This window comes from Staphylococcus sp. HL28 (genome assembly GCF_021117155.1).
In the GTDB taxonomy this organism is placed as follows: Bacteria; Bacillota; Bacilli; order Staphylococcales; family Staphylococcaceae; genus Staphylococcus; species Staphylococcus warneri.
The window spans coordinates 1,233,593-1,249,406 of record NZ_CP088218.1; the positions used below are offsets into that span (position 1 = coordinate 1,233,593).

General features: G+C 32.5%; 20 protein-coding genes. All 20 read left to right on the forward strand.

Annotated features, from left to right (window positions below; translation table 11 throughout):
- Positions 1-8 precede the first annotated feature (8 nt).
- A complete protein-coding gene (locus LPC11_RS06020) occupies positions 9-1,277 on the forward strand; it encodes a peptidase U32 family protein (RefSeq protein ID WP_023372755.1) in 1,269 nt (422 codons plus the stop codon).
- On the forward strand, positions 1,277-1,900 hold the full coding sequence (gene udk / locus LPC11_RS06025) for a uridine kinase (protein WP_002451828.1): 624 nt from the start codon (positions 1,277-1,279) through the stop codon (positions 1,898-1,900). The genes LPC11_RS06020 and udk overlap by 1 nt, the downstream gene beginning before the upstream one ends.
- Before the next feature lie 26 nt (positions 1,901-1,926).
- On the forward strand, positions 1,927-2,403 hold the full coding sequence (greA, locus tag LPC11_RS06030; protein ID WP_002451829.1) for a transcription elongation factor GreA: 477 nt from the start codon (positions 1,927-1,929) through the stop codon (positions 2,401-2,403).
- A gap of 328 nt (positions 2,404-2,731) precedes the next feature.
- Positions 2,732-3,463, forward strand: coding sequence for a 5-oxoprolinase subunit PxpB (gene pxpB / locus LPC11_RS06035; protein WP_041613576.1), 732 nt, complete (start codon positions 2,732-2,734; stop codon positions 3,461-3,463).
- Positions 3,453-4,457, forward strand: coding sequence for a 5-oxoprolinase subunit C family protein (locus LPC11_RS06040; RefSeq protein WP_107566499.1), 1,005 nt, complete (start codon positions 3,453-3,455; stop codon positions 4,455-4,457). The genes pxpB and LPC11_RS06040 overlap by 11 nt, the downstream gene beginning before the upstream one ends.
- Before the next feature lie 3 nt (positions 4,458-4,460).
- Positions 4,461-4,907, forward strand: coding sequence for an acetyl-CoA carboxylase biotin carboxyl carrier protein (locus tag LPC11_RS06045; protein WP_023372749.1), 447 nt, complete (start codon positions 4,461-4,463; stop codon positions 4,905-4,907).
- 13 nt (positions 4,908-4,920) lie between these two features.
- On the forward strand, positions 4,921-6,282 hold the full coding sequence (locus LPC11_RS06050; protein WP_023372747.1) for an acetyl-CoA carboxylase biotin carboxylase subunit: 1,362 nt from the start codon (positions 4,921-4,923) through the stop codon (positions 6,280-6,282).
- Positions 6,282-7,034 carry a 5-oxoprolinase subunit PxpA gene (gene pxpA, locus LPC11_RS06055; RefSeq protein WP_023372745.1) on the forward strand — a complete coding sequence of 251 codons (753 nt, stop codon included), beginning with the start codon at positions 6,282-6,284 and terminating at the stop codon, positions 7,032-7,034. The genes LPC11_RS06050 and pxpA overlap by 1 nt, the downstream gene beginning before the upstream one ends.
- A gap of 11 nt (positions 7,035-7,045) precedes the next feature.
- On the forward strand, positions 7,046-8,281 hold the full coding sequence (locus LPC11_RS06060) for an NRAMP family divalent metal transporter (RefSeq protein WP_023372743.1): 1,236 nt from the start codon (positions 7,046-7,048) through the stop codon (positions 8,279-8,281).
- Between the two features lie 324 nt (positions 8,282-8,605).
- Positions 8,606-9,292: a 5'-methylthioadenosine/S-adenosylhomocysteine nucleosidase gene (gene mtnN / locus LPC11_RS06065; protein WP_023372741.1), complete on the forward strand. Its 687-nt coding sequence runs from the start codon at positions 8,606-8,608 to the stop codon at positions 9,290-9,292.
- A gap of 24 nt (positions 9,293-9,316) precedes the next feature.
- Positions 9,317-9,844, forward strand: a complete 528-nt coding sequence (locus LPC11_RS06070) for a YqeG family HAD IIIA-type phosphatase (protein WP_104681463.1) — start codon at positions 9,317-9,319, stop codon at positions 9,842-9,844.
- Positions 9,845-10,945, forward strand: coding sequence for a ribosome biogenesis GTPase YqeH (yqeH, locus tag LPC11_RS06075; RefSeq protein ID WP_023372737.1), 1,101 nt, complete (start codon positions 9,845-9,847; stop codon positions 10,943-10,945). It begins immediately after the preceding gene.
- An 11-nt stretch (positions 10,946-10,956) separates the two neighbouring features.
- Positions 10,957-11,766 carry a shikimate dehydrogenase gene (gene aroE / locus LPC11_RS06080; protein WP_107566497.1) on the forward strand — a complete coding sequence of 270 codons (810 nt, stop codon included), beginning with the start codon at positions 10,957-10,959 and terminating at the stop codon, positions 11,764-11,766.
- The gene (gene yhbY, locus LPC11_RS06085) at positions 11,766-12,056 is read left to right on the forward strand and encodes a ribosome assembly RNA-binding protein YhbY (protein ID WP_023372734.1); all 291 of its coding nucleotides are present in this window, start codon (positions 11,766-11,768) and stop codon (positions 12,054-12,056) included. The genes aroE and yhbY overlap by 1 nt, the downstream gene beginning before the upstream one ends.
- On the forward strand, positions 12,053-12,628 hold the full coding sequence (locus LPC11_RS06090; RefSeq protein WP_171485025.1) for a nicotinate-nucleotide adenylyltransferase: 576 nt from the start codon (positions 12,053-12,055) through the stop codon (positions 12,626-12,628). The genes yhbY and LPC11_RS06090 overlap by 4 nt, the downstream gene beginning before the upstream one ends.
- Positions 12,618-13,202, forward strand: a complete 585-nt coding sequence (yqeK, locus tag LPC11_RS06095; RefSeq protein ID WP_002465675.1) for a bis(5'-nucleosyl)-tetraphosphatase (symmetrical) YqeK — start codon at positions 12,618-12,620, stop codon at positions 13,200-13,202. The genes LPC11_RS06090 and yqeK overlap by 11 nt, the downstream gene beginning before the upstream one ends.
- The gene (gene rsfS / locus LPC11_RS06100) at positions 13,203-13,556 is read left to right on the forward strand and encodes a ribosome silencing factor (protein ID WP_002465663.1); all 354 of its coding nucleotides are present in this window, start codon (positions 13,203-13,205) and stop codon (positions 13,554-13,556) included.
- A gap of 2 nt (positions 13,557-13,558) precedes the next feature.
- Positions 13,559-14,275: a class I SAM-dependent DNA methyltransferase gene (locus LPC11_RS06105; RefSeq protein WP_023372729.1), complete on the forward strand. Its 717-nt coding sequence runs from the start codon at positions 13,559-13,561 to the stop codon at positions 14,273-14,275.
- Between the two features lie 105 nt (positions 14,276-14,380).
- On the forward strand, positions 14,381-15,004 hold the full coding sequence (locus tag LPC11_RS06110; protein ID WP_231307386.1) for a helix-hairpin-helix domain-containing protein: 624 nt from the start codon (positions 14,381-14,383) through the stop codon (positions 15,002-15,004).
- 84 nt (positions 15,005-15,088) lie between these two features.
- Positions 15,089-15,550, forward strand: a complete 462-nt coding sequence (locus LPC11_RS06115) for a ComE operon protein 2 (RefSeq protein WP_107566550.1) — start codon at positions 15,089-15,091, stop codon at positions 15,548-15,550.
- Positions 15,551-15,814 lie beyond the last annotated feature (264 nt).

Genomic DNA, 15,814 nt, shown 5'->3' on the forward strand with positions numbered 1-15,814 from the left:
GCTGAATCATGAAAACATTAGAAGACATTAAAGGTGCTTCAAAAACTAAAATGAAGAAGCCAGAATTACTTGCTCCAGCTGGTAACTTAGAAAAATTAAAAATTGCAGTACATTATGGTGCAGATGCAGTATTTTTAGGCGGACAAGAATATGGCTTAAGATCAAATGCTGATAATTTTACTATGGATGAAATCGCTGAAGGCGTAGAATTTGCAAATCGATATGGCGCAAAAATATATGTTACTACGAATATAATTGCACATGATGATAATATGGAAGGCTTAGATGACTATTTAATGAACCTTGAAGCTACAGGAGCTACAGGAATTATTGTTGCTGATCCACTTATTATCGAAACATGCAAAAAAGTAGCGCCAAAATTAGAAATCCACTTATCTACGCAACAATCACTATCTAATTATAAAGCGGTTGAATTTTGGAAAGAAGAAGGTCTTGACCGAGTTGTTTTAGCACGTGAGACTGGTGCGATGGAAATGAAAGAGATGAAAGAGAAAGTAGATATTGAGATTGAAGCCTTTATTCATGGAGCTATGTGTATTGCGTACTCAGGACGATGTACATTAAGTAATCATATGACTGCACGTGATTCTAACAGAGGTGGATGTTGTCAAAGTTGCCGTTGGGACTATGATTTATTACAAGTAGACGATGATGGAGAATTAGATCTATTTTATGAAGATGGTGAAGTAGTTCCATTTGCAATGAGCCCTAAAGATTTAAAACTAATCGAATCTATTCCACAAATGATGGATTTAGGTGTCGATTCATTAAAAATAGAAGGACGAATGAAATCAATTCATTATATTGCAACTGTTGTCTCTGTTTATCGTAAGGTCATTGATGCTTATGCTGAAGACCCAGAACATTTCACAATTAATCCAGAATGGTTAATCGAATTAGATAAATGTGCCAATAGAGATACAGCACCGGCCTTTTTTGAAGGTACACCAGGTTATGAAGAGCAAATGTTTGGAGAACAACAATCTAAAAAATCACCATATGATTTTTGTGGCTTAGTATTAGACTACGACGAAGCAACACAAATTGCTACTATCCAACAAAGAAATAATTTTAAACCAGGACAAGAAATTGAATTCTTTGGGCCTGAAATAGAAAGCTTTAAACAAATTGTAGATACAATTTATGATGAAGAAGGCAATCAGCTTGATGCCGCACGTCATCCATTGCAAATTGTACAAATTAAAGTCGATCGTCCAATCTTTGCGAACAACATGATGAGAAAGGAAATCGGGTAATGACACAAACGACGATTATAGGTATTGCTGGAGGCTCTGGTTCTGGTAAAACAACAGTTACAAATGAAATTATGAAAAATCTAGAAGGTCATAGTATTGCATTATTAGCGCAAGACTATTATTATAAAGACCAATCACATTTAACTTTTGAAGAGCGTTTGGAGACAAACTATGATCATCCATTTGCATTTGATAACGATTTGTTAATTCAAAATCTTAAAGATTTAAGAAATGGTAAAGCTGTTGAAGTACCAACTTATGATTATGCTAGTCATACTAGAAGTGAACGAACAATTGCATTTGAACCTAAAGATGTTATCATCGTAGAAGGTATCTTCGCTTTAGAAAACAAGACGTTACGTGATATGATGGATGTTAAAATATATGTCGATACGGATGCAGATTTAAGAATATTACGTCGCCTAAAAAGAGACACTCATGAGCGTGGACGATCTATGGATTCAGTTATCAATCAATACTTAAATGTGGTGCGCCCTATGCACGAACAATTTATTGAACCAACTAAGAAACATGCTGACATCATTATTCCAGAAGGTGGCAGTAACAAGGTAGCCATTGATATCATGACTACTAAGATTCAATCTTTAGTTAGTAAACAATAGTATTAAAAGTAAAGGAAGATGACATAATGGAAAATCAAAAACAGTATCCAATGACACAAGAAGGATTTGAAAAGCTAGAACAAGAATTAGAAGAATTAAAAACGGTTAAAAGACCAGAAGTCGTAGAAAAAATTAAAGTTGCACGTTCATTTGGTGACTTATCTGAGAACTCCGAATATGATGCAGCTAAAGATGAACAAGGATTTATTGAGCAAGATATTCAACGTATTGAACATATGATTAGAAATGCTTTAATCATCGAAGATACTGGCGACAATAATACAGTTCAAATTGGTAAAACTGTGACTTTTGTAGAGTTACCTGGTGATGAAGAAGAAAGTTATCAGATTGTGGGTTCTGCTGAAGCAGATGCTTTCAAAGGTAAAATTTCAAATGAATCTCCAATGGCATCAGCATTAATCGGTAAATCATTAGATGATGAAGTCCGCGTACCATTACCAAATGGCGGAGAAATGAATGTTAAAATTGTTGATATTAAATAGTTAAAATAGCTATAAACATGGCAAGCATTGTTATTTTACAATGCTTGCTTTTTTTATTAGGAAAAATTATTAATCTATATTTCAATTTTAGTATGAGCAATAGAAAATGACACAATTAATAGCGACAAAAGCAAAAGATTATGATTAAATAGAATATAGAAAATTTAGTATAAATAGTTTTATTATTGATATGAGCAAATTTTTGTTTACAGGGACAAATTGGTTATTAACAATAATTCGAATTACTTATTAAACATATATACAATGAAAATGATACAATAGAATGGTACAACAACTAAGTCCTATATAAAGGGGAGGAATTGGTAAGTTGGAAACAAGATTGATTAATGAACAATCACTAATGATTTATTTTGAAAATGAAATTAGTGAAAATACATATGAAAAGGTAAATAAGACAGTACAATATATTCAAAATCAAAAGCACAAGGATATTATTGATATTGTCCCATCTTACAGAGCTATTTTAATAACATTCGATAATATGAATATCGATGGCACTAAATTAATTGAAAATTTAGAACTTAGTCAAATTTCGGACACAAAGCTAAATAATCAGAATCAACGTAAGATTATTACCGTACCCGTTGTATATGGTGGAGAATTTGGTCCAGATTTAGATGAAGTTGCGTCTTACAATAATTTGACGAATGAAGAAGTGATAGATATACACACGCAACAAGCTTATTTGATCTATATGCTAGGCTTTATGCCAGGGTTTCCGTATTTAGGCGGATTAGATAAGCGTATTCATACACCACGTCGTTCTGAACCAAGAGTCAAAATTGACACTGGTTCAGTAGGTATTGCAAATAACCAAACGGGGTTATATCCACTAGATTCACCGGGAGGTTGGCAAATCATTGGACGTACACCATTAAAAGTTTTTGATTTAAATAGAGATCCATTGACGATTTATGAAGCTGGCGATTACATTCAATTTAAGGCAATTACACAAAGTGAATACGACCAAATTGTATCAGATATTAAAGATGAACATTTTGAAATAGATAAGTGGGTGACGTACGAAAATGAGTATTAAAATTTTGAAACCAGGTTTATTTACTACTGTTCAAGACATTGGTCGTAAAGGTTATATGAACGTTGGGTTTTCAGAAGCAGGTGCCCTTGATCAGCATCATTATCAAATTGCATCTCATCTTATTGGCAATAATGGTCCAGCATTGGAGTTTACAATTATTGGCCCAACGATACAGTTTTTAAAAGAGAATTCATTTACAATTGCAGGTGGTCGTTTCAATGCAACGCTCAATGGTGAAGCAATCGAATCTCAAATTATATATGGTGTAAAACCAGGTGATATATTAGAAATTGGTAATGCGATAACAGGTGCTAGAGGGTATATTACGTTTGGACAACCACTTGATATACCGTTAATTGCTGACAGTTATTCGACACACACAAGAAGTAAGATGGGTGGATACAAAGGACGAGCTTTAAAGAAAGATGATGTTATTCAAACGATTGATCATCCTTCTTTTAAGAAAAACATTGGACGTGCATCTCAAATTAATCTTGATAATAAAGATAATGTGATACACATCATTGAAGGACCACAAATTGAATCATTTTCTGAGGAAGCAAAAACAAAATTAACTGAAAACGAATATGTTATTTCAGAGATGTCAGATCGCATGGGTTTTCGTCTTAAAGGAGAAAATATTGCACCTAAAGAAAGTGCAGATATTATTTCTGAGCCTGTAGCATTAGGTAGTATTCAAGTACCTAATGATGGTAATCCTATCATTTTACTGAATGATAAACAGACTGTTGGTGGTTATACAAAAATTGCTACAGTAACACAATTAGGTTTAAGTCAGTTAGTTCAATTTCAACCAGGTGAGTCGATTCGCTTTAAATGGGTATCTGTAGAAGATGCTATTAATGAAACAAATCAATTTAATACACATTTTAATGAAGAATTAATGAAATTAAATAGTCAGCCGCTATATGACATGAAAAGTATGAGAAGAACATCTAGAAAATTAGCGAATCTGATGAAAGGAGAATTTTAACAAATGAATACCAAAAAAATAGAAGAGATTATTAAATTAGTAAAAGCAAATGATGTTAAAAAATTTAAATATAAAGATTTTGAAAATGAAATAGAGTTAGATTTCACAGAAGGTCAAGTTATATCTCAAGCACCTTCCGTTTCACAAGACCCAAGCAGTACTTCAAATCAAAATACTCAACAAGATACACAGAGTACAGATATTCAAACTGAAGAAAATGCTATAAAATCACCTATGGTGGGAACATTCTTTTTACAAGATAGTAAAGAATTAACTGAACCACAAATTAAAGTTGGAGACAAAATTGAAAAAGGTGACGTGATAGGTTTTATTGAGGCTATGAAAGTAATGAATGAAGTGACGAGTGATATTGCTGGAGAAGTAGCTAATATTGCTGTAGAACATGGTACAAATGTTGAATATGACCAAATATTAGTGACTTTGAAGTAAGGAGGCTTACATGATGTATCGATGTTTAATTGCAAACAGAGGGGAAATTGCTGTAAGGATTATTCGTGCCTGTAGAGAAATGGGTATCGAAACCGTAGCAATTTATGCTAAAGGAGATGAAGATAGTCTCCATGTAGGGTTAGCAGATCAAGCTATTTGTATTGGTGAAGCCAACCCTCTTGATAGCTATTTAAATATTCCAAGAATAATTGGAGCCGCTGAGGTAAGTGGTGCAAATGCAATACACCCAGGTTATGGCTTTTTATCAGAATCAACTTCATTTGCTGAAGCAGTTGAAGATAATAATATTCATTTTATAGGACCTACTAAAACTACTATGGAAATGATGGGAGATAAGATCACCGCTAGACAAACAGTAGATGGCGCTGGCGTGCCAGTGATACCTGGATCTACCGACGAAGTAAAATCAGTAGAAGAAATTGAAGAACTTGCTAAAGATATTGGTTATCCTGTTGTTTTAAAAGCCGCTAGTGGTGGCGGTGGTAAAGGTATACGAATTGTTAAAGAGCGTGAACAATTAGCTAAGGCGTTCAAAGAAGCCAAAAATGAAGGACAAAAATATTTCAACGATGATCGTGTATATGTCGAAGCATTTATACCAGTTGCCAAACATGTTGAAGTACAAATTATTGGTGATGGTAAAGATAACTTTGTGCATTTAGGTGAACGCGACTGTTCAGTACAAAGAAAGAATCAAAAATTAATAGAAGAATCTCCATGTGCTGCACTTACAGAAGAAAGACGAGAACGAATTTGTGAAGATGCGGTTAAAGTAGCAAAAGCATCAAAATATAGAAGTGCAGGAACAATTGAATTTTTAGTTACTGAAGATGCACATTATTTCATTGAAATGAATGCGAGAATTCAAGTAGAACATACGGTAACTGAAATGCGTGCGGATAGAGATTTATTAGTCGCACAGCTTTATTTATTACAACATGATAAGTTACCGTTTAAACAAGAAGATATCCGATTTAACGGTCACGTCATTGAAGCTAGAATAAATGCTGAAAATCCGGAAAAACAATTCCAACCGACACCGGGTAAAGTTAACGCCTTGCATTTACCACAAGGTTTTAACGTCAGAGTAGACTCTATTCTTTATCCAGGTTACAAGGTTTCTCCTTACTATGATTCATTAGTAGCCAAAGTAATTGTTAAAGGTGCAGATAGAAGTAGTGCAATCCAAAAATTAAAAGTGACGTTGGATGAAATGGTCATTGACGGCTTTACAACGACAGCGGATTTCTTATATGCAGTACTCAATTATCCTGCATATGCAGATGGAGATGCTAAGAATGTAGATATAAAATTCCTAGAAAAACATCAAATTATTAAAGGGGTGACTTTATAATGCAAATAGATTTAAATTGTGACTTAGGAGAAGCATTTGGTAACTATTCTTTTGGTGGAGATAAAGACATAATCCCATTAATCACTTCTGCAAATATCGCTTGTGGATTCCATGCTGGAGACGCTAATGTGATGAATGAAACGATACAATTAGCGAAGAAAAATAATATTGGCATTGGGGCACATCCAGGATTACCTGATCTGCAAGGCTTTGGTCGCCGTAAATTAGATATGACACCAGAAGAAATATATAACATCGTAGTTTATCAACTTGGGGCGCTTAACGGCTTTTGTCAAATTCATGATGCGAAAATGAATCAAGTAAAGCCACATGGAGCACTGTATCAAATGGGTGCCAAAGATAAGTCCATTGCAAGTGCGATTGCACAAGCAGTGTATGACTTTGATAAAACATTGATATTTGTTGGTTTAGCTAATACATTACTCATATCAGAAGCTAAAAAAATAGGCTTAAAAACTGCATCCGAGGTTTTTGCCGATCGTCGATATGAAGATGATGGCCAACTTGTTAGTCGTAAAGAACCAGATGCTGTCATTTCCGACTCAGAAGAAGCATTAAATCAAGTCGTTAAAATGGTAACAGAAAATAAAGTTATATCTAAAAATAATAAAGAAATCACACTTCAAGCAGATACGATATGCGTTCACGGTGATGGCGCGCATGCATTAGAATTTGTAACTAAAATCAGGGAAAAATTAACGAAAGAAGGCATTGATATTCAGTCCTTATAGGGGGTTCTAATATGGGAGAAAAATTATCATCAAACAATAATGGGAAAGCAACATTTACTAGAAATCATAAAAGATTATTGCTAGGATCAGTCTTTTTAATGGCAACCTCAGCTATTGGTCCTGCCTTTTTAACTCAAACAGCGGTATTTACAGCACAATTTTATGCTAGTTTCGCGTTCGCGATATTAATTTCAATATTAATAGATATAGGTGCACAAATTAATATCTGGCGAGTTCTTGTTGTTACTGGCTTAAGAGGACAAGAGGTATCCAATAAAATTGTTCCTGGTCTTGGAACGGTTATCTCTGTTTTAATTGCATTCGGTGGATTAGCCTTTAATATTGGTAATATTGCCGGTGCAGGTCTAGGACTAAACGCCATGTTTGGCTTAGATGTAAAATGGGGTGCAGCGATTACTGCTATCTTTTCAATTTTGATTTTTGTTAGTAAAAGTGGTCAAAAAATCATGGATGTAGTATCTATGATTTTAGGTGTCGTTATGATATTAATTGTAGCTTATGTCATGGTTGTATCTAATCCACCCTATGGAGATGCCTTGGTACATACTTTCGCACCTGAACATCCAATCAAATTAATTTTACCTATAATTACATTAGTGGGTGGAACAGTTGGTGGTTATATTACATTTGCTGGAGCACACAGAATTTTGGACTCTGGTATCAAAGGTAAAGAATTTTTACCATTTGTTAACCATTCAGCTATTGCAGGTATTTTAACTACGGGTGTTATGCGTACATTATTATTCCTAGCAGTATTAGGTGTTGTTGTAACTGGTGTTACTCTTAATTCTGAAAACCCACCAGCGTCAGTGTTCGAACATGCTATAGGACCTATTGGGAAAAATATATTTGGTGTTGTTATTTTTGCGGCAGCAATGTCTTCGGTAATCGGATCAGCTTATACTAGTGCTACGTTCTTAAAAACAATGCACAAATCATTCTTCAATAAGAATAATTTAATTGTTATTACATTTATAGTTATTTCAACAATTATTTTCTTATTCGTCGGTAAACCTGTAAGTTTACTTATTATTGCAGGCGTGATTAACGGTTGGATCTTACCAATCACACTATCTGTCATTTTAATTGCAAGTAGAAAGAAATCGATTGTTGGTGATTATAAACACCCTACATGGATGTTAGTATTCGGTATTGTAGCTGTTATAGTTACAATTTTAACCGGAATCTTTTCATTACAAGATTTAGCAAGTTTATGGAAAGGTTAAATAGCAGGTTTAATTTAATAACATAATTATTAAAGGGCGCTAATACAATGAGGTCCTGATAAAGGTAAATAGGATTATAGATGATTAAGAAGCCAAATGTTAAAACTTTGACTTGGTATAGTTAACCTATTAAACAATCCTACTTTCGGAGAGATGTTTTGTCTCAGTTCGAACGATTAATTACTTTGTCATATTCCCTCATAGTATTAGCGCTTTATTTTTGTAGTATATAGGTAATGTTTTTAATACGAGTAGTATCGTTGAAATTATGAAAATGTGATAGAATAACAAATGCTAGTATAATATAAGTAAGGTGGGACAATAATGATTGGTATTATTGGTGCAATGGAAGAAGAAGTTGCCATTTTAAAAGATAAATTAGTGAATTTAAGTGAAATTACAGTTGCACATGTTAAATTTTATACAGGTGAACTTAATCATAAAGAAGTTGTCATTACTCAAAGCGGTATAGGTAAGGTCAATGCTGCAATTTCAACAACATTACTCATCGAAAAATTTAATCCTAAATACATTATCAACACGGGTTCTGCAGGTGCATTAGATGAAAGTCTAGAAATTGGTGATGTATTGATCAGCAATGATGTGACCTATCATGATGCTGACGCTACTGCATTTGGATATGCTTTAGGACAAATTCCACAAATGCCTGAAAAATATGAAGCTAATGAACAATTATTAAGTGAAACTGTTGAAGCGGTTCAACAACAACATTTAAATGCTAAAACAGGTTTGATAGTGAGTGGCGACAGTTTTATAGGTAGTGCGGAACAACGTAAATTAATAAAATCACGATTTACAGACGCTATGGCAGTTGAAATGGAAGCAACAGCAATTGCACAAGTATGTTATCAATTTAAAGTTCCTTTTATAATCACAAGAGCAGTATCTGATTTAGCAAACGGTGAAGCGGATATGACGTTTGAGGAATTTTTAGGTAAGGCTGCAGTTTCTTCAAGTGAAATGGTAGAATTATTAGTAAAAAAATTATAATAAATGAGTAAAGGTGACAGATTAATGGGTATTATTAAAAATTATTTTATGCCTAATGCATATGTTAAATCAGTATTCGAAATAAATATAGATAAATTAGCAGACACAGGTGTAAAAGGTATTATTACAGATTTAGATAACACGTTAGTAGGTTGGGATGTTGTGGCGCCTACTGAACAAATAAAGCAATGGTTCAAAGAAGCAAGAGAAAAAGGGATTCAAATTACAATCGTTTCAAATAATAATGAACAACGTGTCGGCGAATTTTCAAAAGATTTAAATGTGGATTTTATATGTAAAGCCAGAAAACCAATGGGTAGAGCATTTAAAAAAGCAATTAGTCAAATGAATATAAAACCAAATGAAACAGTTGTCATTGGCGATCAAATGCTAACTGACGTTTTTGGTGGTAATCGTAATGGTTTATATACAATTATGGTAGTACCTGTTAAAAGAACAGATGGATTTATCACTAAATTTAATCGACTCATTGAAAGAAGATTATTAAATCACTTTAGAAAAAAAGGTTATATCAAGTGGGAGGAAAATTGATTGAGTGAAGAATTAAAATGTATAGGTTGTGGAGCACCTTTGCAATCAGAGGATAAGAATGCTCCTGGATATGTTCCAGAACACAATTTATTTAGAGAAGATGTTATTTGTAAAAGATGTTTTCGTCTAAAAAACTATAATGAAGTTCAAGATGTGGGCATGGACAGCGATGATTTCCTTAATTTACTAACAGGATTGTCTGATAAAAATGGTATTATAGTAAATGTTGTAGACGTTTTTGATTTTGAAGGTTCATTTATCAATGCGATTAAGCGAATTGTAGGTAATAAAAAAATTATCTTAGTCGCTAATAAAATGGATTTACTTCCAAAACAAATTAATCATCGTCGCGTAAAAGAATGGTTGAAACGTGCTGCTAAAAAATATGGGCTTGAAGCAGAAGATGTTGTACTTATTTCTGCCGAAAAAGGGCAAGGCATCGAAGACTTATTATATTCAATCAATAAGTATCGTGACCAAGAGGATGTTTATATTGTCGGTACGACTAATGTAGGCAAATCAACATTAATTAATAAACTTATCGAATTAAGTGTAGGTGAAAAAGATGTGGTTACTACATCAAGATTCCCAGGTACAACTTTGGATATGATTGATATACCTTTAGATGAAAAGTCCTTTATGTTTGATACGCCAGGAATAATACAATCTCATCAAATGACTCATTTCGTAACTGAAAAAGAATTAAAATTAATTATGCCTAAAAAAGAAATAAAACAACGTGTATATCAATTAAACGAAGGCCAATCACTGTTCTTTGGTGGTTTAGCCCGAATTGATTATGTCTCAGGCGGAAAAAGACCTTTAGTATGCTTCTTCTCAAATGAATTAAACATACACCGAACAAAAACTGAAAAAGCAAATGAATTATGGAAGAATCATATTGGCGATTTATTAACACCCCCTCATGATCCTAGCCAATTTAATATGAGTGACATGAAAGCAGTTCGTTTGGAAACAGGTAAAGAGAAAAGAGATGTAATGATTTCTGGTTTAGGTTTTATAACGATAGATTCTGGTGCAAAAGTGATTGTTAGAGTCCCTAAAAATGTAGATGTCATCTTAAGAAATTCAATATTATAGGAGGGATAAACGTGAAATTTGCAGTTATTGGAGATCCAATTTCTCATTCCTTATCACCACTAATGCATAATAAAAATTTTGAGTCGTTAGATTTAAAACATACGTATGAAGCAGTTAATGTTCCAATTGAAAATTTTAAATATATCAAAGAAATTATTGAAGAAAAAAATTTAAATGGTTTCAATATCACTATACCTCATAAAGAAAGAATTATACCTTATTTAGATGAAATTGATGCGCAGTCATCTTCAGTTGGTGCAGTTAATACTGTATTAATTCGTGATGGAAAATGGATTGGTTATAATACAGATGGGATAGGTTATGTTACAGGCTTAAGACAAGTATATAATGATTTAGAAAATGCTTATATTTTAATATTGGGTGCTGGCGGTGCTAGTAAGGGAATAGCCAACGAACTAATTAAGTTTGTTAATACCAAATTAACCGTTGCTAACCGTACGATGAAACGCTTTGAGACATGGGATTTAGAGGTCAATCAAATTACACTAGCACAAGCGGAATCACATTTAGATGAGTTTGATATTATCATCAATACAACACCTGCAGGAATGGATGATAATCAAGACATACCTATTGATTTAAAAAACTTAAACCCAGAGACTTTAGTAAGTGATATTGTATATATACCATATAAAACGCCTATTTTAATAGCAGCAGAGAACAAAGGTAATCCAATATATAATGGATTAGATATGTTTGTATATCAAGGGGCTGAAAGTTTTAAAATTTGGACTGGATTACAAGCAGATATAAAGACAATGAAAAATTCAGTTTTAAACAAACTAAAAGGAGTTAAATAATGTTAACAGGAAAACAGAAAAGATATTTACGTAGTTTAGCACACAATACTGATCCCACTTTCCAAATTGGTAAAGGCGGTATTAATGAAAATATGATAAATCAAATTGATGAAACACTAGAAAAACGTGAGCTAATTAAAATCCATATTTTACAAAATAATTTTGATGATAAAAATGAACTTGCAACTACATTAAGTGAAGCTACAAATAGTGAAATCGTTCAAGTAATCGGGTCTATGATTGTCTTGTATAGAGAATCTCAAGAAAATAAAGAAATCACTTTACCATAATGCCAAAAAAAGTAGTTTTGTACGGTGGACAATTCAACCCGATTCATACTGCACATATGATGGTAGCAAGTGAAGTATTTCATAAAATTCAACCGGATGAATTTTATTTTTTACCTAGTTATATGGCACCTTTAAAAGATCACAAAGATTTCTTGGACGCACCCCAACGAATTAAAATGATTGAACTAGCCATTGATACACTAGGGTTTGGTAAAATTAGTTATGAAGAGTTAGAAAGAAAAGGACAAAGTTATACGTATGATACACTTTTATCTCTAACACATTCACAACCCAATTCAGATTTTTATTTCATAATAGGTACCGACCAATATAATCAATTGGATCGGTGGTATAACATCGACGAACTAAAACAATTGATTACATTTATTGTTGTTAATAGAGAAAAAGAAGTACAACAAGTTGAGAATAATATGATATCTATTGCAATTCCGCGTATGGATATTAGTTCCTCTATGATACGAGAACGTATTAAAGCTAAACAATCTATTCAAATATTAGTTCCTCAAAGTGTTGAACATTATATTCGAGAGGAAGGATTATATGAAAATTGAAAATGCTAAAGAATTAGTAAAAGCAAAATTACCTGAAAAACGATATAAACATTCATTAAGAGTAGCAGAGACTGCAGTAAAATTAGCAGAGATTTATGATGGAGATAAAGATAAGGCTGAGTTAGCTGGTGTCTTACATGACTACTGTAAATACGATGATTTAAGTACAATGTATCAAGTGGTTAGACAATATGAATTAGAATCTGATTTATTAAGCTATGGTGGCGAAATACTACATGGACCTGTTTGTTCTGCAATAATGGAAAATGATTTTGATGTTAAAGATGAGGAAGTTCTTTTAGCAATCAAATATCATACAACTGGTCGTCAACAAATGACTAAAACTGAGAAATTAGTGTTTATAGCTGACTATATAGAACCTGGAAGAAAGACCCCAGGAGTTGAAGAAATAAGAGATATGGCATACAATCAAGGTAGCTTAGATAAAACAATTTATGAAATTTCTAAGCGTACAGTGTTGTTTTTAATTCAAAAAGATATTACGGTTTATGGCGCTACGATTGCTTGTTTAAATTATTATAATTATAGTGATGAAAGAATAAAGGATGATTAAATGAACTCAGACAAATTGTTAAATATTGCTGTAGATGCAGCAGAAAACAAAAAAGCAGAAGATATTATTTCTCTTAATATGCAAGGAATTAGTGATATGACAGATTACTTTGTAGTTTGTCACGGAAACAATGAACGTCAAGTACAATCCATTGCTAGGGCGGTAAAAGAAGCAGTTCATGAACAAGATATTGATGTGAAACGTATGGAAGGCTATCAAGATGCAAGATGGATACTTATTGACTTAGCCAATGTGGTTGTTCATATTTTCCATAAAGACGAAAGACCTTACTATAATATCGAGAAATTATATCAAGACGCACCAATTGAATCATATGGACAGGTTGTTCACTAATTATGTCTCAATATAAAGAAATGAGTTTGGTATATGATCAGCTAACTCAAGATCAACCTTACCATTTATGGTTCGATATAGTTCAATATTATGCACACAATCATCCCGATATACTTGATATTGGATGTGGCACGGGTACACTTACATGCATGTTAAATGAATTAGGTAACATTAATGGTATGGATATTAGTTCTGATATGTTGGCAATTGCTTCTCAAAAGACTAATCAAATAAATTGGTTAGAGGGCGATATGACACGCTTTGAGTTAGATCATCAATTTGATATCATAACTATATTTTGCGACTCTTTAAACTATTTACCTACTATTGAAGATGTAGAAAAAACATTTATACATGTCTATTCTCATTTAAAAGAGGGAGGATTATTGATTTTTGATGTTCATACTGTAGAAAAAATGAACACACTATTTAATAATCAAAGTTATATCGACGAAAATGATGGTTTGTATTTAGGTTGGGATGCAATTAGAGGTGAAGAACCTTTGAGCGTATATCATCAAATGTCCTTCTTTATTGAACATGATAATGGTTTATATCAGCGATTTGATGAAGAACACTACCAAAGAACATTTGAAAAATCGGTCTATTTAAAATTATTGGAACAATGTAATTTCAAAATTATTAAAACATTTACCGATTTTGATATGAATTCTGATAATGAACAGGCAGATCGCTTATTTTTTGTAGCCGAAAAATAAATTTAAATAAAGTAAAATCACTCTGGCATGCGTTAGTTAGTATGAAAGGGTGATTTTTTGTTATCTAAATTAAATCAAGTTAAAACTTACATAGGTGACAACAAAATGTATATTATCATTGGTGCACTGATAATATTGTTGTTGATACTTTATATTATGAATTCAACTCAATTGGAAGATAAATCAGCTTATATAGAATCTACAACTCACAGTTATGTCGATAAAGACAATGAAAATGTAAAAAAATCAAATATGGCAAAATCGACTAATAAAGAGGAAGGAAAGAAAGATAATCAAGTTATATATGTAGATATAAAAGGTGCAGTGAAGCATCCTAATGTATATAAAATGAATAGTTCGGATAGAATGATTGATATTCTGAATAAAGCTCAATTATTAAAGAATGCCGATACTAAGCAACTCAATTTTTCAGAAAAACTTATAGATCAAAAGTTAATATACGTACCTGAAAAAGGTGAAACAATTGCTCAACAAGTACAAAGTCAAACTCATCAGTCTATTGAAGATGGAGCAAAAACACCTATTAATTTAAATTTAGCCACTGAAGAACAATTAGTGAAAGTTCCAGGTATTGGCCCTTCTAAAGCAAAAAAAATCATCGAATATAAAAACCAAAATGGATCATTTAATAGTATAAATGACTTGAAAAACATCAAAGGTTTCGGTCCAAAAACATTCGAAAAACTTAAAGAATATTTTACTGTTTAATCATAATTGCATTTGCAATATCGGTTTAAAATGATTAAGCTATAATTATTATTTTAATTATGTACGATGGAGGCTTAGAACATCATGGAGAGAATCAAATGGGAAGAATACTTTATGGCACAAAGCCACTTGTTAGCATTAAGATCAACTTGTCAAAGATTATCAGTTGGTGCCACAATTGTGAAGGATAATCGCATTATCGCTGGCGGATACAATGGTTCAGTTGCTGGTGAAGTTCATTGTATAGATGAAGGGTGTTTAATTGAAGATGGACATTGTATTCGCACTATTCATGCTGAAATGAATGCATTGTTACAATGTGCAAAACAAGGTGTTTCTACAGAAGGTGCAACAATTTATGTTACACATTTCCCTTGTTTGAATTGCACTAAATCTATTATTCAAGCTGGAATTAAAACTATTTACTATGCTGAAGATTATCATAATCATGAATATGCTATGCAGTTATTAGATCAATCTGGTATAGAGTACAAAAAAATACCATTCTCACCTGATTATGTAGCTCAATATTTAACACAAGGCTAAGTCATTGTTTTATATTGCATTATCTTTTTTAGTAGGGATTCTATGGTTATCTAACCGTGTACTCTCTACTTTTATATTATGTTGTCTTTTATTTATACTAATGCGCAAGAAATTATTAAAAAGATACGTTTTAGCCGTATTTATTTTCATTTTTATAAGTATGGTCACATTAAACACCTCTAATGATAAAAAGTATCAAGAAGAACAAAATCTATTTAATAATAGAAACATAATCGATAATGTGTCTATTATTAAGTGGAATAA

Bases quoted from the DNA above. Each gene is read 5' to 3' on its own strand.
- LPC11_RS06020 (WP_023372755.1), top strand. From the start codon at position 9: ATGAAAACATTAGAAGACATTAAAGGTGCTTCAAAAACTAAAATGAAG.
- udk (WP_002451828.1), top strand. From the start codon at position 1,277: ATGACACAAACGACGATTATAGGTATTGCTGGAGGCTCTGGTTCTGGT.
- greA (WP_002451829.1), top strand. From the start codon at position 1,927: ATGGAAAATCAAAAACAGTATCCAATGACACAAGAAGGATTTGAAAAG.
- LPC11_RS06040 (WP_107566499.1), top strand. From the start codon at position 3,453: ATGAGTATTAAAATTTTGAAACCAGGTTTATTTACTACTGTTCAAGAC.
- LPC11_RS06045 (WP_023372749.1), top strand. From the start codon at position 4,461: ATGAATACCAAAAAAATAGAAGAGATTATTAAATTAGTAAAAGCAAAT.
- LPC11_RS06050 (WP_023372747.1), top strand. From the start codon at position 4,921: ATGTATCGATGTTTAATTGCAAACAGAGGGGAAATTGCTGTAAGGATT.
- pxpA (WP_023372745.1), top strand. From the start codon at position 6,282: ATGCAAATAGATTTAAATTGTGACTTAGGAGAAGCATTTGGTAACTAT.
- LPC11_RS06060 (WP_023372743.1), top strand. From the start codon at position 7,046: ATGGGAGAAAAATTATCATCAAACAATAATGGGAAAGCAACATTTACT.
- mtnN (WP_023372741.1), top strand. From the start codon at position 8,606: ATGATTGGTATTATTGGTGCAATGGAAGAAGAAGTTGCCATTTTAAAA.
- LPC11_RS06070 (WP_104681463.1), top strand. From the start codon at position 9,317: ATGGGTATTATTAAAAATTATTTTATGCCTAATGCATATGTTAAATCA.
- yhbY (WP_023372734.1), top strand. From the start codon at position 11,766: ATGTTAACAGGAAAACAGAAAAGATATTTACGTAGTTTAGCACACAAT.
- yqeK (WP_002465675.1), top strand. From the start codon at position 12,618: ATGAAAATTGAAAATGCTAAAGAATTAGTAAAAGCAAAATTACCTGAA.
- rsfS (WP_002465663.1), top strand. From the start codon at position 13,203: ATGAACTCAGACAAATTGTTAAATATTGCTGTAGATGCAGCAGAAAAC.
- LPC11_RS06105 (WP_023372729.1), top strand. From the start codon at position 13,559: ATGTCTCAATATAAAGAAATGAGTTTGGTATATGATCAGCTAACTCAA.
- LPC11_RS06110 (WP_231307386.1), top strand. From the start codon at position 14,381: ATGTATATTATCATTGGTGCACTGATAATATTGTTGTTGATACTTTAT.
- LPC11_RS06115 (WP_107566550.1), top strand. From the start codon at position 15,089: ATGGAGAGAATCAAATGGGAAGAATACTTTATGGCACAAAGCCACTTG.